Annotated in this window: 24 protein-coding genes and 1 riboswitch; of the genes, 14 read left to right on the top strand and 10 right to left on the bottom strand. The window is 64.2% G+C overall.

The features are described 5' to 3' along the window. The first annotated feature begins 7 nt into the window (after nucleotides 1–7). From QP909_RS02975 to QP909_RS02960, 4 genes are read left to right on the top strand one after another with little or no spacing between them, the layout of a single operon-like run. The gene (locus tag QP909_RS02975; protein ID WP_284766074.1) at nucleotides 8–748 is read left to right on the top strand and encodes a hypothetical protein; all 741 of its coding nucleotides are present in this window, start codon (nucleotides 8–10) and stop codon (nucleotides 746–748) included. After that, complete coding sequence (locus QP909_RS02970; protein ID WP_284766073.1) at nucleotides 745–1236, top strand: tellurium resistance protein TerC; 492 nt, start codon at nucleotides 745–747, stop codon at nucleotides 1234–1236. Before QP909_RS02975 ends, QP909_RS02970 begins: the two co-directional genes overlap by 4 nt. Before the next feature lie 37 nt (nucleotides 1237–1273). Continuing rightward, nucleotides 1274–2308 (top strand): uroporphyrinogen decarboxylase, encoded by a 1035-nt coding sequence (hemE, locus tag QP909_RS02965; RefSeq protein WP_284766072.1) that lies wholly within the window; start codon nucleotides 1274–1276, stop codon nucleotides 2306–2308. Next, entirely contained in the window at nucleotides 2309–3688 is a 1380-nt protein-coding gene (locus tag QP909_RS02960) for a protoporphyrinogen oxidase (protein WP_284766071.1), read from the top strand. 70 nt (nucleotides 3689–3758) lie between these two features. On the opposite strand, the gene QP909_RS02955 is transcribed toward QP909_RS02960, so the two are convergent. After that, a complete protein-coding gene (locus QP909_RS02955) occupies nucleotides 3759–4796 on the bottom strand; it encodes an HNH endonuclease signature motif containing protein (RefSeq protein WP_284766070.1) in 1038 nt (345 codons plus the stop codon). Nucleotides 4797–4912: 116 nt separating this feature from the next. Beyond that, nucleotides 4913–5761 (bottom strand): NAD(P)-dependent oxidoreductase, encoded by an 849-nt coding sequence (locus tag QP909_RS02950; RefSeq protein WP_284766069.1) that lies wholly within the window; start codon nucleotides 5759–5761, stop codon nucleotides 4913–4915. Nucleotides 5762–5792: 31 nt separating this feature from the next. Further along, nucleotides 5793–5858: riboswitch (guanidine-III (ykkC-III) riboswitch) on the top strand. Nucleotides 5859–5866: 8 nt separating this feature from the next. Here QP909_RS02950 and QP909_RS02945 point away from each other — a divergent pair. Then, nucleotides 5867–6181, top strand: coding sequence for a DMT family transporter (locus QP909_RS02945; protein ID WP_284766068.1), 315 nt, complete (start codon nucleotides 5867–5869; stop codon nucleotides 6179–6181). Here QP909_RS02945 and QP909_RS02940 read toward each other — a convergent pair. Continuing rightward, the gene (locus QP909_RS02940) at nucleotides 6178–6678 is read right to left on the bottom strand and encodes a hypothetical protein (protein WP_284766067.1); all 501 of its coding nucleotides are present in this window, start codon (nucleotides 6676–6678) and stop codon (nucleotides 6178–6180) included. The two genes, QP909_RS02945 and QP909_RS02940, sit on opposite strands and share 4 nt — an antisense overlap. A gap of 99 nt (nucleotides 6679–6777) precedes the next feature. Here QP909_RS02940 and hemL point away from each other — a divergent pair, with 99 nt between their 5' ends. The 7 genes from hemL (at nucleotide 6778) to QP909_RS02905 (ending at nucleotide 13149) form a co-directional block, all read left to right on the top strand. Continuing rightward, the gene (gene hemL / locus QP909_RS02935; protein WP_250411591.1) at nucleotides 6778–8088 is read left to right on the top strand and encodes a glutamate-1-semialdehyde 2,1-aminomutase; all 1311 of its coding nucleotides are present in this window, start codon (nucleotides 6778–6780) and stop codon (nucleotides 8086–8088) included. A gap of 22 nt (nucleotides 8089–8110) precedes the next feature. After that, entirely contained in the window at nucleotides 8111–8719 is a 609-nt protein-coding gene (locus tag QP909_RS02930) for a histidine phosphatase family protein (RefSeq protein WP_284766066.1), read from the top strand. Continuing rightward, on the top strand, nucleotides 8719–9330 hold the full coding sequence (locus QP909_RS02925; protein WP_284766065.1) for a TlpA disulfide reductase family protein: 612 nt from the start codon (nucleotides 8719–8721) through the stop codon (nucleotides 9328–9330). Before QP909_RS02930 ends, QP909_RS02925 begins: the two co-directional genes overlap by 1 nt. Then, the gene (locus QP909_RS02920; RefSeq protein ID WP_284766064.1) at nucleotides 9331–10134 is read left to right on the top strand and encodes a cytochrome c biogenesis CcdA family protein; all 804 of its coding nucleotides are present in this window, start codon (nucleotides 9331–9333) and stop codon (nucleotides 10132–10134) included. A 7-nt stretch (nucleotides 10135–10141) separates the two neighbouring features. Continuing rightward, nucleotides 10142–11773 carry a cytochrome c biogenesis protein ResB gene (locus tag QP909_RS02915; RefSeq protein WP_284766063.1) on the top strand — a complete coding sequence of 544 codons (1632 nt, stop codon included), beginning with the start codon at nucleotides 10142–10144 and terminating at the stop codon, nucleotides 11771–11773. Between the two features lie 95 nt (nucleotides 11774–11868). Next, complete coding sequence (ccsB, locus tag QP909_RS02910; protein WP_284766062.1) at nucleotides 11869–12888, top strand: c-type cytochrome biogenesis protein CcsB; 1020 nt, start codon at nucleotides 11869–11871, stop codon at nucleotides 12886–12888. Beyond that, nucleotides 12889–13149, top strand: coding sequence for a helix-turn-helix domain-containing protein (locus QP909_RS02905; protein ID WP_005327923.1), 261 nt, complete (start codon nucleotides 12889–12891; stop codon nucleotides 13147–13149). On the opposite strand, the gene QP909_RS02900 is transcribed toward QP909_RS02905, so the two are convergent. After that, nucleotides 13146–13391, bottom strand: a complete 246-nt coding sequence (locus QP909_RS02900; protein ID WP_179387346.1) for a hypothetical protein — start codon at nucleotides 13389–13391, stop codon at nucleotides 13146–13148. The two genes, QP909_RS02905 and QP909_RS02900, sit on opposite strands and share 4 nt — an antisense overlap. A gap of 38 nt (nucleotides 13392–13429) precedes the next feature. Here QP909_RS02900 and QP909_RS02895 point away from each other — a divergent pair, with 38 nt between their 5' ends. Beyond that, the gene (locus QP909_RS02895) at nucleotides 13430–13756 is read left to right on the top strand and encodes a DUF4229 domain-containing protein (protein ID WP_284766061.1); all 327 of its coding nucleotides are present in this window, start codon (nucleotides 13430–13432) and stop codon (nucleotides 13754–13756) included. Here QP909_RS02895 and QP909_RS02890 read toward each other — a convergent pair. Next, nucleotides 13753–14643, bottom strand: a complete 891-nt coding sequence (locus tag QP909_RS02890) for a 1,4-dihydroxy-2-naphthoate polyprenyltransferase (protein WP_284766060.1) — start codon at nucleotides 14641–14643, stop codon at nucleotides 13753–13755. The two genes, QP909_RS02895 and QP909_RS02890, sit on opposite strands and share 4 nt — an antisense overlap. A gap of 214 nt (nucleotides 14644–14857) precedes the next feature. On the opposite strand from QP909_RS02890, the gene QP909_RS02885 reads away from it, so the two are divergent. Beyond that, nucleotides 14858–15529, top strand: coding sequence for a metal-dependent transcriptional regulator (locus tag QP909_RS02885; protein WP_034656208.1), 672 nt, complete (start codon nucleotides 14858–14860; stop codon nucleotides 15527–15529). Here QP909_RS02885 and menE read toward each other — a convergent pair whose 3' ends face one another. Genes menE through QP909_RS02860 form a run of 5 tightly spaced genes read right to left on the bottom strand, consistent with a single transcriptional unit; the run spans nucleotide 15530 to nucleotide 20236 of the window. Beyond that, nucleotides 15530–16663 (bottom strand): o-succinylbenzoate--CoA ligase, encoded by a 1134-nt coding sequence (menE, locus tag QP909_RS02880; RefSeq protein ID WP_284766059.1) that lies wholly within the window; start codon nucleotides 16661–16663, stop codon nucleotides 15530–15532. A gap of 56 nt (nucleotides 16664–16719) precedes the next feature. Then, nucleotides 16720–17547: a metal ABC transporter permease gene (locus tag QP909_RS02875; RefSeq protein ID WP_023020499.1), complete on the bottom strand. Its 828-nt coding sequence runs from the start codon at nucleotides 17545–17547 to the stop codon at nucleotides 16720–16722. Next, on the bottom strand, nucleotides 17547–18377 hold the full coding sequence (locus tag QP909_RS02870; protein ID WP_284766058.1) for a metal ABC transporter permease: 831 nt from the start codon (nucleotides 18375–18377) through the stop codon (nucleotides 17547–17549). Before QP909_RS02870 ends, QP909_RS02875 begins: the two co-directional genes overlap by 1 nt. Then, nucleotides 18377–19063, bottom strand: a complete 687-nt coding sequence (locus QP909_RS02865) for a metal ABC transporter ATP-binding protein (RefSeq protein WP_005322958.1) — start codon at nucleotides 19061–19063, stop codon at nucleotides 18377–18379. The genes QP909_RS02870 and QP909_RS02865 overlap by 1 nt, the downstream gene beginning before the upstream one ends. Before the next feature lie 6 nt (nucleotides 19064–19069). After that, entirely contained in the window at nucleotides 19070–20236 is a 1167-nt protein-coding gene (locus QP909_RS02860) for a metal ABC transporter substrate-binding protein (protein ID WP_250411609.1), read from the bottom strand. Between the last annotated feature and the right edge of the window lie 121 nt (nucleotides 20237–20357).

The following is a 20357-nucleotide window of genomic DNA, read 5'->3' as shown; positions in this document are numbered from 1 at the left end:
GACCCCTGTGACTGCTACGCCCCCGTCGCCCGCCCCTGCCCCTCGCACGCAACGCCCGCCGCGGCAGCAGCGGCCGGAGTCCGTGACGTACATGCTGTGGCTGTGGCTGGGCGGGCTATGCGGCGAGGCCGTGCACCAGGTGCTCAACGTGGTGCTCACGCTGCTCAACCACGACGTACTCATGTCGCAGGCCAAGGAGATGGCCAAATCCGCACCGGCCGGCGTGGATGAAGCCCAGCTTTCCGACGCCTTCCTCCGCACCGCCGCCTACGGCTCCGTCGCTCTTTCGGCGGCCATTTCGCTTGCGATTATCGTGCTGCTGGCCTTCCTGTTGCGGTCCCTTGCTAACCGCAGCAAGCGGGCCGGCACCTCGCGCCGCGTGTGGTTCGCTTTTTCGCTCTACTTCGGCTTCCGCATCCTGCTGACCTTCATGGTCACCCCGGCCGGCGCGGACGTGCCCGATTGGCTCTTTGCCGCCGATGGCATGGTGCAGATCCTTGTCGGCGTCGCGGCGGTACTCGGCCTGATTTTCTCCGTGCGGGCCGAGACCTTGGACTACACCGGCGAACTCGAGCAGATGCGCGAGCTGGAAAAGGAACTCGAGCAAGCGCAGCGCGAGAAGAAGCGCGCCGAAGAAGAGCGCAAGCGCTCTAAAGACGACCAGCGCAGCAAACGCGACGGCAACAGGCGCGACCGCACCAACCGTGCCGACGGTGCTAGCCGCACTGACCGGGAGAACAAGCGATGAATAATACCGAGCGGCCCGGGCCCCGCGACTATAACCGCGCGGCCCGAAACACCTCTGCCAAGGAGAGCGTCGACGCGTGGCCGCGGCCGCTGCGCTGGGCATATTGGGTGCTCGTCGTCAGCGCCGTGATCATGTTGGTGAGCGGCATGGTGGGCATCTTCGGCTCGGGCGGGCCACAGGTGGAGCCGCAGAATGCGCAGGTCGCGGAGTACCTCCACTCCAATCGCCTATTTGTCGCGGTGACCAATGCCGTCGGCGCTATCCTGCTTGCGCTCTTCGCGGCGCAGCTGGCCGGCGGGTCCAAGTGGGCGCGCCGCATCATCACCGTGGTCATCGCATTCGCGCTTTTTACCAATATCGCCGCTCTTGCACTCGGCATCGGCGGGCTCGGGCTGCTGATTATCCCCATCACCTTGATCGTCGCCCTCGCGCTGCTTTTCCAGCCGCAGTCCAACCGCTTTATCAAGGACCGCAGCTTGCGTGGCTAATTAGCCCTCACTCCAACTTTTGATTCATAATTGGGGCATGTCTCGACTCAATCGTGCCCCGCTTATCGACGCCGCCCTCGGCCGCACCCCCTCCCGACCCCCAGTCTGGTTCATGCGCCAGGCCGGCCGCTCGCTGCCGGAGTACCGCGCCGCCCGCGAGGGGATTAGCATGCTCGATTCTTGCTTCATGCCGGAACTGCTGGCAGAAATTACCCTGCAGCCGGTGCGCCGCCACGACGTTGACGCCGCCATCTTGTTCTCCGATATCGTCGTCCCGCTCAAGGCCGCGGGCGTCAAGGTTGATATCGTGCCGGGGCGTGGGCCGGTGATGGAGCAGGCGGTGCGGAGTAGGGAGGACGTCGGCAAGCTGCCGCTGCTGGAGACCGACGTCCCCGAGGTCACCGAAGGCATCGCCCGCATCCTGGCCGAGCTCACCGAAACCCAAGCGCTCATCGGCTTCGTTGGCGCGCCGTTCACGCTGGCCAGCTACCTTGTTGAGGGCGGGCCATCCAAGAACCACGAGCGCACCAAGGCGCTCATGCACGCAGAGCCGGAGACCTGGCACATGCTCATGCGCCGCCTGGTGCCGACCATCACCCGTTTCCTGCAAGTACAGGTCGACGCCGGCATTGACGCCATGCAGCTCTTTGATTCCTGGGCCGGCTACCTCAACGAGCGCGACTACCGCGAGTTCGTGCTGCCGTACTCCCGGGAAATCCTGGCCGGCGTGAAAATCCCGCGCATCCACTTCGGCGTCGGCACCGGCGAGCTATTGCCGGCCATGTCGGAGGCGGGGTCGGAAGTTATGGGCGTCGATTATCGCGTGCCCATGGACGCCGCGGCCGAGCGCGTGAGCGCCCGCGTGTTGCAGGGCAACCTCGACCCGGCCATGCTTTTTGCCGGCGACGACGCCGTGCGCCAGGCCGTGCGCACCATCCGCGGCGAGGTCGATCGGGCCCGCGAGCGCGGCGATATCGACGGCCATATCTGGAACCTCGGCCATGGGGTCTTGCCAACTACCGACGCGGAGGCCATCACCCGCGCCGTATCCATCATTCACGAGGAGGGCTAAATGCGTATTGCGATTATTGGTGCCGGCCTGGCGGGCTTGACGGCCGCTTACGAGCTGCGCGACCACGACGTTGAGGTTTTCGAGGCCGCCGGCCGTATCGGCGGCAAGCTGTACTCCGTGCCGTTTAATGACGGCCCGACCGACATGGGTGCCGAGGCCTTCCTGGCCCGCCGCTACGATGCCGTGGAATTTATCGAATCCCTCGGCCTAGGCGGGAGCTTGGTTGAGCCCTCCGGTCTGCATTCGCTGGTGTACTCCGGCGAGCTTAAGCCGCTACCGCGCGGCGGGATGATGGGCATTCCTTCGCACTCGGAGCCGGTCGCTCACTTGGTCTCGGCCGAGACTGCGCGCCGCATCGATAACGAGGAGCCTTTCGAGTGGACGGCAGGCAGCGACGTCTCCGTCGGCCGCTTGGTGCGCCAGCAGTTTGGCGACGACCTCGTCGACCACGTTATCTCCGCCCTCCTCGGCGGCGTGTACTCTTGCTCGGCCGATGACCTGGGGTTACGCGCGACCATCCCAGCGCTGGCCGAGACCCTCGACGCGCTGTCCGAGCGCGGCCCAGTCACCCTCTCGGCCGCGGTCCGCTCGCTGGAAGAAGCCCGCGCGGCCAAGCCGAGCAACGGCGGCCCCGTCTTTCAGACCTTCCGCGGCGGCTACGCAGAACTCTACGAGGCGCTGGCCGATGAATCCCGTGCCAAGATCTACCTCGATACCTTCATCTCCGGCATCACTCGAGAAGGCGAGAAATTCCGCCTAGCCGGCGCACCCGGAGATACCGTCCCCTTCGACCGCGTGCTGGTGGCCACCCCGGCCCCGACCGCAGCGCGCCTGCTACCCAAGGTATCCCCGCGGGCGGCGGAGCGGTTGAAGAGCGTGAAGCTGGCGGCGTCGGCAGTCGTGGGCCTGAAGTTTGAGTCTGACACGGACCCGGCCGGCAACGTGTTGCCGCAGAACTCCGGCATCCTCGTCGCCACCGACCAAGACGACGTTCACGCCAAGGCCTTCACGCTGTCCTCGCGCAAGTGGCCGCACTTGGCCGAGCGCGGTGGTGCCTTGGTGCGCGCCTCCTTCGGCCGCTTTGGCGACGACGCCATCGTCCGCGCCGAGGAAGACGACCTCGTCGACTACGCCCTCGACGACCTTCAGCGGCTCACCGGCTTCGACGGCCGCGCCGCGGGCGTTGCCGAGATTTTTACCCAGCGCTGGTTCGGCGGTTTGCCGCGCTTTGATGCCGGACACCTGGAAACCGTGGCCGGTGCGCGCGGTGCCCTCGCGGCGACGCCGGGCATCGATGCCACCGGCGCTTGGGCCGGCGGGGTTGGGGTGCCAAACGTCATCGCGGACGCCCGCGCTGCTGCGGCCCGCATCGCTCGCTAGCTGCGGGGTTCGCTAGCTGCGGGCATGCCAATGCGGCAGCAGGGCATCCTGCTGCCTGGCGGTTTAGAGGCTAGTGGGCCGATGGCGGTGCTGGCGCGGTGTCAGCCCAGGGCGGCTGCCACACCACGCGGCCTCGGCGTCGCACGAGGCGCCCGCGCACCGGTGAGGCATTTGGATCGTCGTCGTTGACGCCGTTGTGGTACGGGCAGCAGGTGGCGAGGTTTGCCATATTGGTATCGCCGCCGTGCCGCCACGCCTGCAAGTGGTGTACCTGGCATTTATCCGCCGGATAGTTGCATTCGGCCCACGGGCATACCGGATTTTCCGCGGCTGCCATGAGACGCTGCTTCTCGTTGGCCATGCGCTCCGTGCGGTAGAGGTTGACCGCGCCCTCGAAGGGGTGGACGAGGGTGATTAGCCCGCGGTCTGCCAGCGTGCGCGAGACAAGTTCCGTGCCGGTGAGGCGGGCACCGTTGGTGAGCTGGATGGTGATTTCCTCGCCGTCGCCGTCGATGATGCGGTCAAGCTCGTCGAGCGTGATGATCGCGTTGGTCGTAATGGTCGGGCGGGCAGCCGGTGAGGCGCCGGAAGGGGAGAAGAGCTCCGCTACGGAGTCGAGGGGAGCATCCTCATCCAGACTGGATTCTAAGTCCGCGATGAGCGAAGAGGGCCCGGTAATCGCGAGGGTCCACGGTGCGTCCTTGCGGCGGCGGATGCGCACGCCGGGGCGCGGCGGGGCCGGGGGATTGAGCTCGCGCAGCTTTTTGCGCGCCAGCTTTTCCATCTCATCGGTATCGGCGGCGGTGCGGCACAGTTCCACGCGCAGGCGCCAGGCGTCGCGCTTGGTCTTGGCGCGGGAAGCGTAGCGCTCGATGACCTCCAGCGTGGGCAGCGGGTGGGCGCGGTCGCGGGCGGCGGTCACCGCCTGGCGCTGCAAGCGGGTAAAGGAGGTGGGGGCAAAGAGGGCGTCGGCAAGCGTGAGCAAAGTGCGGGCCGTCTTATTGGGCGCACCGGCAGCGCGCAGCTGATCTTCAGACATACCGGCGCACCCGGCAACGATGTCGATGCCGGGCGCCAGGGCCGCGAGATAGGTCTGAAGAGCTGTCATGCCCCGCAGCCTAAGCCACGGCGTGCAACCTGTGCGAGGGTGAGCGCGTGAACCTGTGGATAACTAGGGCCCACAGGGCGAATTTCGGCCCGCATGCCCGGCAGGCCTGTGGATAACTAGCCCTTATTGCGGAAAACGAAGATGGAGGAGAAGTCCTGATCGCCGTGGCCCATGGCCTGCATTTCCTCAAAACGGCCGATGGCGGCGGTCAGGGCGGGCAGTGGCTTGGTGGAGGTCATCTCCATGAGCTTGGAGTCCTTGGCTAGGGCGTCGACGGTGAAATCGCCCGGGTCGGTATTGCGCTCGCCGGTGATAAACGGCGCCTTCATATTGGCGATGAAGGAAAGGCCGGTGATATCGAGCATCTGCAGCACCACCTCGGAGTCTAGGCCCTCGGACTCTCCGAGCTGCAGGGCTTCGAGCAGGCCCTCGGCGGTGACGGCGAGCGCGAGGTTTGCCAGCAGCTTTCCGATGGCCGCCGTGGCCGCCGTCTCCACTCCGATGAGCTTGTCTTCGCCTGCCCAGGACTCGGCGAGGGACATGGCTTGCTCACGGCGGGCGTCGTTAGGCGTGCCCACATAGACGCCGAGTTTGCCCTCGCGGGCCGGGCCAAGCGTGCCGACGACCGGGGCGTGGACGTAGGTTTCCACGGCGGCGGCGAACTCGCGGGCATCATTGGGCGAGACGGTGGTGGTGTCAATCCACGTCACGCCGGCGGGGATGAGCTGCGGCTCGACGACGACCTCGCGGACATCGTCGGGCCCGAAGAGAGAGGTAATAATGACCTCGGCGTTCGCTACGGCCTCGGTAGGCGAGGCGGCAAGCTCGGCGCCTTCCTCCACCAGCGGTTGGGCGCGCTCGGCGGTGCGGTTCCAGACGGTCAATTCGATGCCGTCTTGCTCGTTGAGCAGGCGGCGGGCTAGTTCGGTTCCCATGCGGCCAGTTCCAAGAAATGCAATCTTCATGGTTTCCTAGTGTGCCATCATTGGGTGTAGGTTCGCCGCGACTTGCACGAGCCCCGGACGAGGGAGCCGTACCCGGCAACGCGACAAGACGGCCAGGAAGCAGTTATGGCGTGGTTCATCTTGATTTTCTCCGGCGCATTCGAGGCCGTGTGGGCGGCGGCGCTGGATAAGTCCGCAGGTTTTACGCGCCTGTGGCCCTCGCTTATTTTCCTCGTGGCCTGCGCGATTTCCATGGCCGGCCTGGCGTGGGCGATGCGCAGCATCCCGGTGGGCACGGCCTATGCGGTGTGGGCGGGCGTTGGCGCGTCGGTGGCGGTTATCTATTCTTTCGCCGCCGGACACGAGGCCGCCACGGTGTGGAAGGTACTATTCCTCGCCATGATTATCGGCGGCGTCGTGGGGCTGAAAGCGGTGAGTTAGAGGCCCGGAATCCGCGGCGCGGGTGGCAGCGGCGGCGCAGGTGGCGGGGCCGGCGCGGGCATAGCGGGCACTGCCGGCACATCAGGCACCGCGTCTTCGATGCGCCCGCGCACCTCGTGCGGCGGAATATTGAGGTTTGGCAGGCCGCTTTTGTCCCGCGCAGGTGGGCGTGGGGCCGGCGCCGCTGGTTGCAGACGCGGTGCGGGCGCTGGTGCGGGCCGCTGCCGTGGCGCGGGAGCCGGGCTAGGACGCGAACCAGACGCAGGAGCAGGTGCCGAGTCCGACGGCGAAGGCTGCTCGGCCGGAGGTGAGGGAACCGGGGTGTCCTCCCGAGGAAGGTCGCGCGGGGCGAGCGGGCGGGGAGGGGGTTGCCAGGAGGGGGCGTCGGCAAGCGGGGTGGCACCCACCGAGGTAGGCAGCGGCCGCTCGGGCTCGGGCTGGGCGCAGCCGGCTAGGCAGAAAGCGGCCAGGATGGCGAAAATGAGAGTGCGCTGCATTGAAAATCCCCCCCGAATTGAAAAGTGCAACGCCCCGAAGTTTAGCGGCTGACTGTGAATCGCGCACTCCAACTTTTGTATAGCGCGCGAATCGCTAGAATGTCAGACATGCCTAATACTTCCCAGTCGCAACAGTGGTTTGAGCGTTCTTCCAAGGTGATTCCGGGCGGGGTGAACTCGCCGGTGCGCGCGTTTGGCTCCGTGGGCGGCCAGGCCCGCGTGATTGAGCGCGGTGCGGGCTCGCGCCTGTGGGACGTCGATGGCAACGAGTACGTTGACCTGGTCAGCTCCTATGGCCCGATGATCCACGGCAATGCGCACCCGGAGATTGTGGAGGCCGTGCAGCAGGCCGCTGCGGGCGGCTTGAGCTTCGGCTCGCCCACCGAGGGTGAGGCCTTACTCGCGGAGGCCATTGTGTCGCGCACCGCGGCCGATAAGGTGCGCATGGTTAACTCCGGCACCGAGGCCACCATGTCTGCGGTGCGCCTGGCCCGCGGCTACACCGGCCGCGCCAAGGTGCTGAAGTTCGAGGGTTGCTACCACGGCCATGTGGATGCGCTGTTGGCCTCGGCCGGCTCCGGTGTGGCGACCTTTGCGCTGCCGGATTCCCCGGGCGTTACGGGCGCGACGGCGGCCGATACCATCGTCGTTCCTTATAACGATATCGAGGCCGTGCGCGAGGCATTTGCGCAGCACCCGGGCGAGATTGCCTGCATTATCGCGGAGGCTTCGGCCGGCAACATGGGCACCGTGGCACCGGAAGAGGGTTTCAATGCCGCGCTTGCCGACGTCGCCCATAGCGACGGCGCCCTCCTCATCCTCGACGAAGTCATGACCGGCTTCCGCACCTCCTATAAGGGCTGGTACGGCGTCGACGGCGTGGCGGCGGACTTGGTGACCTTTGGCAAGGTCGTCTCCGGTGGCCTGCCGGCCGCTGCTTTCGGCGGCCGCGCCGAGGTCATGGACTACCTCGCTCCGGACGGTCCGGTCTACCAGGCCGGTACGCTGTCCGGTAATCCGGTGGCGATGGCCTCCGGCCTGAAGTCTTTGGAGCTGGCCGATGAATCGCTCTACGAGCGCCTACAGGCCAACGCGGACCGCCTGACCGGCATGATTTCTTCCGCTCTGTCGGCCGAGGGCGTAGCGCACCACATCCAGCGAGCGTCTTCGATGTTCTCCATCCGCTTTGCCGAGGGCGAGGGCCGCAACTTTGCCGATATGCAGGCGGCCGAGACCTTCCGCTTCACCCCGTTCTTCCACGCCCTGTTGGATAACGGCATCTACGTCGCGCCAAGCCCATTCGAGACCTGGTTTGTCTCGGATGCACTTACCGACGCCGACTTTGAACTCATCGAAGCCGCCCTCAAGCCCGCCGCCCAGGCCGCGGCCGCCGCGCGTCCCGCACATTAAGTCCCGCACACCAAGGAGAGACATGACACGCACCATCGTTCACCTCGTGCGCCACGGCGAGGTCCACAACCCGGAGAAGATTCTCTACGGTCGCATCCCGGGCTATCACCTGTCCTCGCGCGGGCATTCCATGGCGGCGCGCACCGCGGAGTCCTTCCGCGATCATGACGTGACCTACCTGGCGGCCTCGCCGTTGCAGCGCACCCAGGAAACCGCGCGGCCGATTGCGCAGGTAACGGGGCTAGACGTGGACGTCGATAAGACGCTCATCGAGTCCGGCAACCGTTTCGAGGGCCTGCGTACCAAGGGCCTACGCTCCGCGCTGTGGAACCCGCGCCGCTGGCCGCTGCTGGTCAACCCGCTGGAGCCTTCGTGGGGCGAGCCCTATGAGCAGATTGCCGAGCGCATGCTGGGCTCCATCGAGCGCGCCCGCACCGCCGCGGCCGGCCACGAGGCGATCTTGGTCAGCCACCAGCTGCCCATCGTGATGGTGCAGCGCACCGTGCTGGGCCAGCGCCTGCCGCACGCGCCGTGGAACCGCGAATGCGACTTGGCCTCGGTTACCTCCCTGCTTTTTGAAGATAACCAGGTCACGGACATCTTCTACTCCTCGCCGGCCCAGGAGATTTAATGGCAGCGCAACGCAGACGCGCAGTCGGCGCGGTGCTGGCGGCGGCAGCCATCGCGCTGCCACTTGCTGGGTGCTCGCAGGACGCCGATAACGCGCAAAACGCGGTTGCTACCGGCGGCAACTTCGAGTTCATCACGCCCGGCGGCGAAAAGGTCATCAATTACGAGGAATCCGAGCGCAAGCCGCTGCGCACATTCTCCGGCGAGGATGTGCGCGATACGGATAAGACCATTTCTCTGGAGGATTATGAGGGCGAAATCGTCGTGCTCAACTCCTGGGGCCAGTGGTGCGCTCCGTGCCGCGCCGAGGCTGATGACCTCCAAGAGATCCACTCCGAGCTACAGAAGCGGAAGATTGGCACCGTCTTGGGCATCAATGTGCGCGACTATAACCCGCAGGTGTCCAATGACTTCCTCGAAGACAACGGGCTGAAGTATCCCTCCATCTACGATCCGCCGTTTAAGACCGCAGCGGCCCTTGGCGGCGTGCCCACCTCCGTGGTCCCGACCACCATCGTCTTGGATAAACAGCACCGCCCGGCTACGGTCTTTTTGCGGTCCATCACCGCCCAAGATGTGATGGACGTAGTGGACAAGTTAGAAAAGGAATAAATGGATAACGCAGCGAGCATCGGCAACTCCTTTGCCGAGGCCGCGACCTCCGGCCCACTGATTCTGGGCCTGCTCGCGGCCGCCGTGGCGGGGCTGGTGAGCTTCGCCAGCCCGTGCGTGATCCCACTGGTGCCTGGCTATATTTCCTACCTAGCCGGCGTAGTGGGCGGCGAGGTTACGTTTGACGGTGAGTTGGGGGTGGGCGTCGGCAAGCGCAGGCAATGGGCCGTGGTACTGGCCGCCGCCTTGTTCATCCTGGGCTTTACCGTAGTTTTCCTGCTGGCGACGGTCTCCGTATTCGGCGCGATTTCCGCGCTCCGCCTCAATGAGGAGACGCTCATGCGGGTAGGCGGCGGCGTGACCATCCTGATGGGTGTGGTCTTCTTAGGCGCGATTCCAGCGCTGCAGAAAGATACCCGCTTGGCGCCGAAGCGCTGGACCACCTGGCTGGGCGCGCCGCTACTCGGCGGGGTATTCGCGCTGGGCTGGACGCCGTGCCTGGGGCCAACGCTGACTGCCATTATTTCCGTATCGGCCGGCACCGAAGGCATGACGGCCGCGCGCGGCGTGCTGCTCATCATCTTTTATTGCCTGGGCTTGGGCCTGCCGTTCCTGCTGGTGGCGCTGGGCTCCGCGCGGGCGATGCGTTCGATTTCGTGGGCCCGCAAGCACTCGCATACCATCCAGGTCATCGGCGGCGTGGCCATGATCCTCGTCGGCCTGGCCCTGGTAACCGGCCTGTGGGGCGAGTTTATTAGCCTCATCCGCCAGTGGACCGGCAACTTTGGCGCAACCCTGATTTAGGAGAGACGTGAAATATTTCCGCAAAGCCTGGCATTGGCTGACCAGCATGCGCACGGCGCTGGCGCTGCTTTTCTTGCTCGCGTTGGCCGCGATTCCCGGTTCCTTGCTGCCGCAGCGCGACCTCAACGAGCAGAACGTGCAGGACTTCATCGAGTCCAACGGCAACGTAGCGAAGATCTACGACAAGCTGCAGCTTTTCGACGTCTTTTCGTCCGTCTGGTTCCAGGCCATCTTCATCCTCTTGGCCATTTCCCTGGTGGGCTGCATCCTGCCGCGCTCCTGGGATCACTACAAGGCGTGGAAGACCCCGCCAACACGCGCGCCGAAGTACCTCCACAAGCTGCCGCTGGCGGCCGAGGGGCACTCGGATAAGAGCGAGGAAGAGCTATCCGCGGAAATTAAAAAGCGCCTGAAGAAGTGGCGCGTGGCCGAGTACGCCCCCGAAGAAGACCGCGCCGGCGTGCATACCTTTTCCGCAGAGCGCGGCTACGGCCGCGAGCTGGCCAACCTCATCTTCCACGTGGCGTTGGTGGCCATCTTGGTCACCGTCGCCGCCGGCCGCTTGGTCAACTACGAGGGCCAGGTCATCGTGGTCACCGAGTCCGGCTCACAGGGCGGCGGCCAGACCCTGGACCAGTCCACGGAGTTCTGCAATACCTCCACGTCCAACTTTGACTCCTTCCGCGCCGGCCCGCTTTTCGACGGCACCGGTCTCCACCCCTTCTGCCTCATCGCCCATGACTTCGCGGCCGAATACCTGCCCAACGGCCAGGCGGAGATGTTTACCTCCAACGTCTCCTACGCGGAGGACGAAGACATCTACAAGGATGACTCCGAGTGGAAGGATTATGAGCTTAAGGTCAACCACCCGCTGCGCTTGGCGCACAACCGCGTCTACTTGCAGGGCCACGGCTACGCACCGACGGTGACGGTGGAATGGCCCAATGGCGAAAAGCGCACCCAGACCATTCAGTTCCAGCCGAATGACACGACCTTCTTCTTGTCCTCCGGCGCGATGCGCTTCGACCCACCGGCCGGCATGCACCCGGATCTCTATGACCGCCGCCAGAACCAGATCGCCATCCAGGGCCTCTTCGCGCCCACGGCCGAGTGGTCCGGCGAGAACGGCAAGCTGCTGCAGTCCGCATACCCCGGGCTGCAGGATCCGGCGATGGCCATCGATATCTACCGCGGCGATGCCGGCCTGGACACCGGCACCCCGCAGTCCTTCTTCTCGCTGGACCCGAACCTGGTGCAGTCCGGCCAGCTGCAAAAGATTGACCGCGTGAACCTCAACCAGGGCGAGGACGTCACCCTGGACGATGGCACGAAGATCACCTTCGACGGCGCCAGCGAGTTCGCCAACTACCAGGTCTCTTATGATCCTTTCCAGAAGTGGGTGCTGGCCTCCGCGCTGGTGATGCTCATTTCTTTGGTGGGATCGCTGATAATTAAGCGCCGCCGCGTCTACATCCGCCTGCGGCCGAATGCGGCCGGCGGCACCGACGTGGAGATGGGCGGTCTCGCCCGCACCGACCGCGCCGGCTGGTCCGAGGAGTTCCACGAGCTGCACCGCGCGCTGCTGGAGCTGCCCGACCCAGACGAGGTCGAAGAAGACGAACTTTATACCGACGATTAGCGCCCCCGGCCCGATCCAACAAAAGTTGGATTGGGTCGTTTCGCTGAGTAAGGTAATCAGCACTTACCCCGCACGTGTGAAGGCTAGGAGCATGCATGCAGATCGATCAGAATCTGTCTAATTTCTCGGATATCGCGGTGCAGACCGCCTTTGTGGTGTACTGCGTCGCGCTCTTTATGTCCCTGTTCTATTACGGACGCATGCAGGGCATCATCGAGGGCCGCCGCGCCGTGAAATCCGAGGCCGCGAAGGTCTTGGTGGGGGCGGGCGCTGGGGGCGTCGACAAGCAGAGCTATGCCGGCGAGGTTGCCCAGTCTTCTTCCGGAATCACGGCCGATGAGCTGAAGGAAAAGGAGCGCAAGGCCGATAAGCTCGGCGGCATGACCAGCGCGCTGATGTGGGTGGGCATTGCCCTGCACGCCGCGGCGATTGTGCTGCGCGGCCTGGCCACCGGCCGCTTCCCGTTTGGCAACCTGTACGAGTACGTGCTGATGGTGAGCTTCGGCGTGCTGCTGGTGGGCAATATTGCCATGCAGCGCAAGGAATGGCGCACCGTGTGGCCGTGGCTGCTCACCCCGACCCTCGCGCTGATGTTTTATGGCTCCACCAAGCTCTATGCCGAGTCCGCCCCGGTGGTGCCGGCGCTGCAGTCGCACTGGCTGCCCATCCACGTCACCGTGGTTTCTTTGGGCGCGTCCATCGGTATTATCTCCGGCATTGTTTCGCTGCTGACCCTTTTGCGTATGGCGCAACCGAAGCACGCCGAGCATGGCTTGGTCGGTGCGGTGGCCCGCCCGCTGCCTTCGGCCGCGAAGATTGACCAGCTGGCCTACCGCCTGGCTGTTATTACCCTGCCGACCTTGGGTCTGGGCATCATCTTGGGTGCCATCTGGGCCGAGTCCGCTTGGGGCCGCTTCTGGGGCTGGGACCCGAAGGAGACCGTGTCCTTTGCCACCTGGATCCTGTATGCCGCCTACCTGCACGCGCGTGCGACGCCGGCTTTCCGCAAGGCGGCGCCGTGGATCAACGTCATGGCGATGGCGCTGATGGTCTTCAACCTGTTCTTTATCAATATGGTCGTCTCCGGCCTGCACTCCTATGCGGGGCTGAACTAGATGGCGGAGCATACGAGCCCGCGCCATAAGCAGGGAAAGCCGGCCGGCGATAACGCCGTGATTTTGGGCCTAGGCGCCCAATTTGCCGAGCGGCGGCGCGAGTTAGGCATTTTGCAGCAGCAGCTTGCCGACGCCGCCGGTATCTCCCGCTCCACCCTCCACACCATCGAGCACGGTGGTGCGGGCGTGCGGTGGGAAAAGATCACCGCCGTGGCTGAGGCCTTAGGCCTAGAGATGCGCTTCGTGCCGAAGGAAGCCTAGTCCTTCTCGCCGTCGGCGTCGCGTTTGCGGCGCTGGCGGCGCTTTTCTTCTTCTGCCTCCTGTGCGCGGCGCTGCTTGAAGCGCTCCTTTTCCAGTTTCCAGAGGAACTCCTCGTCATCATCGGGGCCTTTGATAGCGCGGGGTTGTTCCACCTCGCGCTTTTTCCATGTCGAGGGCCCGAAGGCCTTCCAGACGAGGTAGGCGGCGAGGACAAAGAGTAGGAGGAGGATTATTCGGCCCATGCGTGCGATTCTACCTGCACCGCGTACAATCAACCCCCATGACGCATAACCCTGAGCCACCCAAGCCGGACCCAGAACTGCGCCGCCGTTCGCGCGCGGCGCTGTGGAAGTACGGGCTCGCCCGCGTGGTGCTATTTATCGCATTGACCGTGGTGATTGAGCTTTTGGCCATCACCATCGGCTTTCCCATCCCGGTTCTCATCGCGGCGCTGCTGGCGCTCTTTGTGGCGCTGCCGCTATCGATGCTGATCTTTAAAAAGTGGCGCATCGAGGCCACCCAGACGCTGGCCGAGTACTCCGCCCAGCGCAAGGCCCACAAGCGTTGGGTCCAGGCGGAGCTGGAAGGCCGCGCCGCGCAGGACTAGACGATGATGAGCGCGGCGGCCTCGATAACGGCCCACAGCAGCATCGCGCGGCCGGTCAGGCCGAGCACTGGGATAAGCTCTGGGCCTTGGGCGCCGCGGTTGACGGTGCGGATGGCGCGCAGCGCAAGGGGGAAGTAGACCAAGCCAGCGACCGCGAGCCAGCTGCCGAAGGCGATGCCGATGGTCAGCAGGAATGGCAGCAGGAGCAGCACCGTAAAGAGCAGGCGCGCCTTCTCGTTGCCGAGGCGCACGGCGAGGGTAATCTTGCCGGTCTCGGCATCGGAAGGAATATCGCGGATATTGTTGACCAGGTTGACGCCGGAGCTCATCGCGCCGATGCCCACGGCCAGTGCGAGGCCCGACCACGACAGCCTGCCGGCCTGGGTAAATTCCGTACCGAACACGGCGACGAGACCGAAGAAGATAAAGACGGCGACCTCGCCAAGCCCCCGGTACCCATACGGGTTCTTGCCGCCGGTATAAAACCACGCGCCGGCGATGCACAGCGCGCCGACGAGGATGAGCCACCACGCATGTGCCGCCAAGGACAGCGCGATGCCGGCGATTCCAGCCACGGCGAAGGCGGCAAAGGCTGCGAGCTTTACGTGCTGCGGGCGGGCCAGGCCGCCGCCGGTGAGGCGCTGCGGACCGGTGCGGTCGTCGTCGGTGCCGCGGATGCCATCCGAGTAATCGTTGGCGTAATTGACACCGATGATGAGCGCCCACGCCACCACGAGGGCGAGAAGCGCGCGGCCGAAGTGCGCGCCGTCGGCAGCCGCTGCGGCACCAGTACCAGCGATGACTGGGGCGAAGGCATTAGCCCACGTGTGCGGGCGTGCGCCTTGGAGCCAGTCTTTGGCAGTTGCGGGATAGGCAGAAAGTGACATGTCAGTTATTGTGCCACGCCACCGCGGGCATGCTGTGCACAAGGGACGCACACGGCGGATATATAAAAGCCACGGGTATGGCGGAAGCGCGTCGTACGTACCCAAGAAAGGACGGCTGTGGGCCACACCCGTGACAAAAGTTCAATGCGTTGAACTTTCTTAAAGTTATCATGTGAATCGCTCGCGGGGCAAGGCCTTTACTACGATGAATGTCATGCATTTAAGCGATCTCCCTGAACGTACCCAGGACTACCTCAAAGTCCTGTGGGACCTCTCCGAGCACTCCGGCGGCGCGCCCATCGCGCTCAAGGAGCTGGCGGGGCGATTGAACCAAAAGGTGCCCACGGCGTCGGAAGCCGTAAAGCGTCTCGTTGCCCAAGGGCTGGTGGAACATGAGCGCTACGCTGGCGTTTCGCTGACCCCAGAGGGCCAGGCACTGTCCATGGGCATGGTCCGCCGCCATCGTCTCCTCGAGACCTTCTTGGTCAAAGAGCTGGGGTACACCTGGGACGAGGTTCACGAGGATGCCGATCTCCTCGAGCATGCATGCTCCGATCGCTTCATCGATCGACTCGATCAGCACCTGGGCCATCCTCAGCGCGATCCCCACGGCGATCCCATCCCCGACGCGCAGGGCAGCATCGAGGACCTTGGCACGCTCACGCTTGACGACGTCCCCCTTCACACCCCTGTCACCATCGAGCGGGTATGCGACGGAGACACCGAGCTGTTGCGCTACCTCGACAGCCATGGCGTCGGCCTGGGCGTCGAAGTCGTAGTCGATTCCCGCGTTGCGGGCCTGCTCAACCTGCACGCAGGGGACGAGGAGTTCTCTCTTGCGGAAGTCGCGGCCGCCGACGTGACGGTGCGCGCTAACGAAGTCTAATCAGTTCTTAAAGAGCCCTGCGACACCACGACGGTCCACCTTGCCGGGGCCGGTCAGCGGCATCTCAGCAATGCGGATAATCTCGCGCGGAATCTGCCACCGAGGCAGGTCATCGAGCGCTTCGAGGATGTCGGTGCGCGAGGCCCAGCCGGTGTAAGCTGCGGCGATCATCTGGCCAAGACGTGGATCAGGGATGCCCACCACGCATACACTGTCGACGCCCGGTACCTGCAACAAGAGCTGTTCCAGTTGTTCTGGGTGCAACTTCAACCCGCCCGAGTTGATGATGCTGTCCAGACGTCCAGTGACGGTGAGTTGACCGTGGGCGTCGAGCTCCCCGGCGTCGGAAGTTGCGAACCAGCCACCGACGAAGTCGCGCGATTCCACATTGCGGTAGCCCTGCGCAATGGTCGGCCCGCCCAGGAAAATGCGGTTATCTTCCCCGATGCGCACCTCGGTGCCGGGCAGGGGAGTGCCGTTGTAGACGCAACCGCCCGCAGTCTCCGAGGAGCCATAGGTGGTTACCACGGTGATGTCGAGCTTGCGCGCAGATTCCAATAGCTGGGGATGTGGCGCTGCTCCACCTACCAGGATGGAGTTGAAACGGCGCAGTGCTTGGATGCCGTCCAGCGAATCGAGTGCCTTGTGCAGCTGCATCGGTGTGAGCGCGGTGTACATGCGGTCCTCGGTGTGGGCGAGTTCTTCTGCTGCGCGGGCGAACTCGGTGATGTTAAAGCCTTGGGACAGGTCGAGGCACAGTGGCTCCACACCCGCCACCAACGAACGCACGAGCACCTGGATGCCCGCGATGTGGTGGGCGGGCATGGCCAGTAGCCATTGGCCGGGGCCACCCAGGAAAGAATGGGTGGCATCCGCACTCGCCACCAGGTTAAGCGGGCTTAGCTGCGCACCCTTCGGTGTGCCCGTGGAACCCGAGGTGGACACCACCAAAGCAATGTCCTCAGCAATCGATTCGCCCGCGCGCATGTGGTTGCGCAGCAATTCCGCCCGCGTGCGGTCCGCTGCGGGAAGGGGTAAGAGCGTGGTCTGCCCAGCGATGGCCTTCTCGAGGTCATCCAAAATTCCTGCGGGATTGCGGGGATCGACTGGGAGTGGGGCGAGGATATGAGTCACGAATAATCAGGTTACCCGGGCATATCGCTCGTCCCGGGAGGCGGCGCGCCGGGCGTTTAGAGCAAGGCCCGCAGCCCCATGCTGAGCAAATAGAACACACCCGCCAGCACCGCGATGCAGCCGCCCGCCGACAAACTGAGTGCGGCCGCCAGCCAGAGCCCGCCGCATGCCAGCGCAATGCCCGCGATACCGGCACCGAGCATGAGCTGGGTCGGGCGCTTGATCCACGGCTGCAACGCCGCCGCCGGGGCTACCAGCAGCGCCAGGGACAAGATAGTGCCCACTGCGGGAATCACCACCACCATGGTCACGCTGATAAGCGTGAGGGTAAGCAAGTCATAGCGGCCGGGCTTTCCGCCTTGTGCGCGGAAGGACGTCTGGTCGAAGTAGAAGGAGACTAACGTCCGGCGAAATGCCACCAGCACGCCAAGGCTGACCACCACCAGGGCGCCGACAAACCAGACATCCTGCGCATTGACAGTGGTCAGCGAGCCCACGAGAAAGCTATCCACGTGGATAGGTAGCGGTTGGAACCAGCGCAGCAACAAGATGCCCAGGGAAAATCCCAGGGTGAGCGTCACGCCGGCGGCAGCGGTCGAAGAAATGCCCTCGACGGTACTCAACCACCGCATAAGCCAGGCCAAAGGTAGGCAGAACAGTGCCGCGCCCACCATCAAACCCGTGGAGAGATCCAAGCTCAGAAGGTTGGCCACCACTACGCCGAGCACCGCGCCGGGGAAGATTCCGTGCGACAGGCTCTCGGCGAAAAAGACGCGCTTGCCCATGACCATCAAGGTTCCAACCAAGCCAGATAAACATCCCACAGCAATGGCCTCAAGGAGGGGCATCCGCAGGATCTCTGGATCAAGATGAGACAGTCCCATTAGCTAAATACCCCCTTCAAGCCCGCTAGCGGCACGGTGACAACCAGCATCAAGCTGACGATTGCCTGCGGCGAAATCTGGTGCGCGGTTTGGGACAGCATGATGGCAAATCCCACCACCACTGCCAGCGTGGACAAACCCGCAGCCCAGAAGCACATGCTGCGCGGGGATCCTGCGATCAAGCGCGCCGAGAGGCCTGGAATGACAATAAAACCGATAACCAGCAACACACCCACTGCCGAGCTAGCCGCCACCACGATTAGGCCAACCGCGATATTCGCAATGAGCTCATAAGCCGCCACGTTGATGCCCATGGCGCGGGCCGCTGTGGTATCGAAAGCGACGAGAATCTGCATGCGCCAGGTTGTCAGGATGAGTAGTGCCGCAATCACGCAGAGCGTGACGGAGGTTGCCAGCCTGGACTGCGTGACGTCGAGAAGCCGGCCAAACATGAGGGCCTCCAGCTGCCCGGACTTGTCGCCATAGGCCAAACTGATGACCACGCCGATGCCGTACATAAAGGTCAGCACCACGGCCGTTCCGGCTTCCATATCCAGCTTCTGCGCTGACTGGCCCTGCCCAGAACCCAGAGAAGCCAGCACCAGCACCGTCACCGTGGCCACCGCGGCCGCACCCGGCACGATGCCCGGGATGCCGCCCACGATGAGCCCTACCACGATGCCCGGAAAAACCGAGTGCACGAGGGCTTCCACCGTAAATTCCATGCGGCGGAGATTAACGAGGACGCTAATGACAGCCCCCACAATCGATAGGCACAGCAGGAAGAGGAAGGCATTGCGCAGGTACGGGGCGAAGAGAATCTGCTCCATTACAGTCGCGCACCTTGCTCCATATAGGTTTCCACTGCTTCCTCGGTTCCCATGGTGTGGACCTTGCCGTCGAGCACAAACGCCGCCCAGTCGCAGGTGTGCTGCGCCAAGATGGGGTCGTGAGTGGAGACGAGCAGGGCGATTCCTGCTTCCTTGAGATCCGCAATGATCTGAATCAGGATTCGGCGGCTTTCTTGATCAAGCCCGTTGAAGGGTTCGTCGAGAAGCACCAGCTCCGGGGCCGAAACCAACGCGCGCGCGATGAGCACGCGCTGGCGCTGCCCTCCCGAGAGCTGGCCAAACCGCGTCTCGGCGAGGTGCTCCATCCCCACTTGTCGCAGGGCATTGAGTACATGGCCGCGATAGCTACGCATGCTCGTGCACCTATGCCACCAGCTCACTGATGGCAAAAGGCCCATTTCCACGACCTTGTAAGCCGTGACGGGAAAACTCAGGTCGGAGTCTTGGTACTGCGGGACGTAGCCGAGCGAGGCGTCGATGGTGGCCATGCCGCGCAAGGCAGCCAGGCCAGTGATTGCCTTGAGCAGCGTAGACTTGCCCGCGCCGTTGGCCCCCAGGAGCGCCACGGCCTCGCTCGCGCGGATCTCAAGATCAACGTCGGTGAGGATATCCCGGGCGCCATAGCCGCAGGTGGCATTGCGCAGAGTGATTAATGGGGAAGACATATAGAGCTACTTGCGCTTGGCGACGTCGAATGCCTGCAGCGATTCCGGCAACGGTTGCTGTTCGGAGTCCCAGGCGCTGACCAGGGTGTTGATGTTGTGGACGATGGATCCGATGTAGGTCTCGCCCTCACTGCCTGGCACACCTAGCGAGTCGCCGTACAAAGCGTCGTCGGATGTAACCGCCTTGACGCCTGCGGCGCGGGCGATGGCCTCGATGGACTTCGAGTTGTTGGAATTCTCCGCAAAGATGGCCTTGGCGCCGGACTCGCGGACCTTCTTTACCTGCTCATCGATGTGGCTCGAGGTGGCGTCCTGCTGGTGGTTGAAGTCAGACAGTGCGGAGCCGATGAATTTCACGCCATACTCGTTAGAGAAGTAGCCGAAGGCGTCGTGGGAAGAGAAGAGCACGCGGTCTTGCTCAGGAACTGCGGACATGGAATCGCTGGCCCACTTGTCGAGGTCCTCCAACTGGTCGGTGTACTTCTTGCCGGCGGCGGTGAAGGCGTCCTTGGCCTGCGGGGAGGCCTGGGACAACGTGTTGACGATGTTGTCGACCTGAATCTTGGCCTGCTTCGGGGAGGTCCACACGTGCGGGTCGTACTTGAATTCTGGGGCCTCGCCGTCCTCCCCCGGGAAAGGCCACGGGCGCGGGCTCACGTGCTCGATGCCCTCGTCGATGGTGTACTTGCCGTTGCCATCGCCCATACCTTCGCTCTTGACGCCCGAGGTCACGGCCATGACGCCGTGGAAGCCGGAGGAGTCCACGGCTTGGTCGAGGAAGTGCTCGAGGTCGACTCCGTTGACGAACATGTAGTCGGCCTGGGAGAGCGCCTGCATCTGCTGTGGGGTCATCTCGTGCTCGTGGGCGCTGGCGTTGGGGGCGAGCAAACAGGTGAGGTCGAGGGTCACTGGGCCCTCGCCGGAGGTGGTCTCTGCACCTTGGGAGTCGACCTTGTGGAGCTTGACGCCGCCGGCGGCTATCTGGGTGAGGTAGTCGCAGATCTGGGTAGTCGTGGCCACGGCCTTGACGGTGTCGCCGTCCTTCGGCTTTGCAGCGTCGATGGATTCCTTCGAGGCGCTGCAAGCGGCGAGGCTGGCGCCGAGTGCGAGGGCGCAGGTGCCTGCGAGAATGCGCTGTAGGGGCCGGCGTGGGGTGCTGTGATTTGAGTTCATAATGAACTTCCTTTGTATTAGGAGAAGTGAACTCAACAAACACTAGCACCCTTGAACTAGATTGTTCAACGTAATGAACTTAGGTGGTCCTATCTCTTCCTTAAGCTGCCAAAATTTAAAA

This window comes from Corynebacterium sp. MSK195 (genome assembly GCF_030228885.1).
Lineage (GTDB): Bacteria > Actinomycetota > Actinomycetes > Mycobacteriales > Mycobacteriaceae > Corynebacterium.
The sequence above is the reverse complement of the archived record's forward strand: the minus strand, read 5'-3'. Positions and strand labels throughout refer to the sequence as shown.

Bases quoted from the DNA above. Each gene is read 5' to 3' on its own strand.
- hemL (WP_250411591.1), top strand. From the start codon at position 6,778: ATGTCAGACATGCCTAATACTTCCCAGTCGCAACAGTGGTTTGAGCGT.
- QP909_RS02925 (WP_284766065.1), top strand. From the start codon at position 8,719: ATGGCAGCGCAACGCAGACGCGCAGTCGGCGCGGTGCTGGCGGCGGCA.
- QP909_RS02895 (WP_284766061.1), top strand. From the start codon at position 13,430: ATGACGCATAACCCTGAGCCACCCAAGCCGGACCCAGAACTGCGCCGC.
- QP909_RS02945 (WP_284766068.1), top strand. From the start codon at position 5,867: ATGGCGTGGTTCATCTTGATTTTCTCCGGCGCATTCGAGGCCGTGTGG.
- QP909_RS02970 (WP_284766073.1), top strand. From the start codon at position 745: ATGAATAATACCGAGCGGCCCGGGCCCCGCGACTATAACCGCGCGGCC.
- QP909_RS02885 (WP_034656208.1), top strand. From the start codon at position 14,858: ATGCATTTAAGCGATCTCCCTGAACGTACCCAGGACTACCTCAAAGTC.
- QP909_RS02950 (WP_284766069.1), bottom strand. From the start codon at position 5,761: ATGAAGATTGCATTTCTTGGAACTGGCCGCATGGGAACCGAACTAGCC.
- QP909_RS02870 (WP_284766058.1), bottom strand. From the start codon at position 18,377: ATGGAGCAGATTCTCTTCGCCCCGTACCTGCGCAATGCCTTCCTCTTC.
- QP909_RS02875 (WP_023020499.1), bottom strand. From the start codon at position 17,547: ATGGGACTGTCTCATCTTGATCCAGAGATCCTGCGGATGCCCCTCCTT.
- QP909_RS02900 (WP_179387346.1), bottom strand. From the start codon at position 13,391: ATGGGCCGAATAATCCTCCTCCTACTCTTTGTCCTCGCCGCCTACCTC.
- QP909_RS02955 (WP_284766070.1), bottom strand. From the start codon at position 4,796: ATGACAGCTCTTCAGACCTATCTCGCGGCCCTGGCGCCCGGCATCGAC.
- QP909_RS02920 (WP_284766064.1), top strand. From the start codon at position 9,331: ATGGATAACGCAGCGAGCATCGGCAACTCCTTTGCCGAGGCCGCGACC.
- QP909_RS02940 (WP_284766067.1), bottom strand. From the start codon at position 6,678: ATGCAGCGCACTCTCATTTTCGCCATCCTGGCCGCTTTCTGCCTAGCC.
- QP909_RS02860 (WP_250411609.1), bottom strand. From the start codon at position 20,236: ATGAACTCAAATCACAGCACCCCACGCCGGCCCCTACAGCGCATTCTC.
- ccsB (WP_284766062.1), top strand. From the start codon at position 11,869: ATGCAGATCGATCAGAATCTGTCTAATTTCTCGGATATCGCGGTGCAG.
- QP909_RS02890 (WP_284766060.1), bottom strand. From the start codon at position 14,643: ATGTCACTTTCTGCCTATCCCGCAACTGCCAAAGACTGGCTCCAAGGC.
- QP909_RS02865 (WP_005322958.1), bottom strand. From the start codon at position 19,063: ATGTCTTCCCCATTAATCACTCTGCGCAATGCCACCTGCGGCTATGGC.
- QP909_RS02905 (WP_005327923.1), top strand. From the start codon at position 12,889: ATGGCGGAGCATACGAGCCCGCGCCATAAGCAGGGAAAGCCGGCCGGC.
- QP909_RS02930 (WP_284766066.1), top strand. From the start codon at position 8,111: ATGACACGCACCATCGTTCACCTCGTGCGCCACGGCGAGGTCCACAAC.
- QP909_RS02960 (WP_284766071.1), top strand. From the start codon at position 2,309: ATGCGTATTGCGATTATTGGTGCCGGCCTGGCGGGCTTGACGGCCGCT.
- hemE (WP_284766072.1), top strand. From the start codon at position 1,274: ATGTCTCGACTCAATCGTGCCCCGCTTATCGACGCCGCCCTCGGCCGC.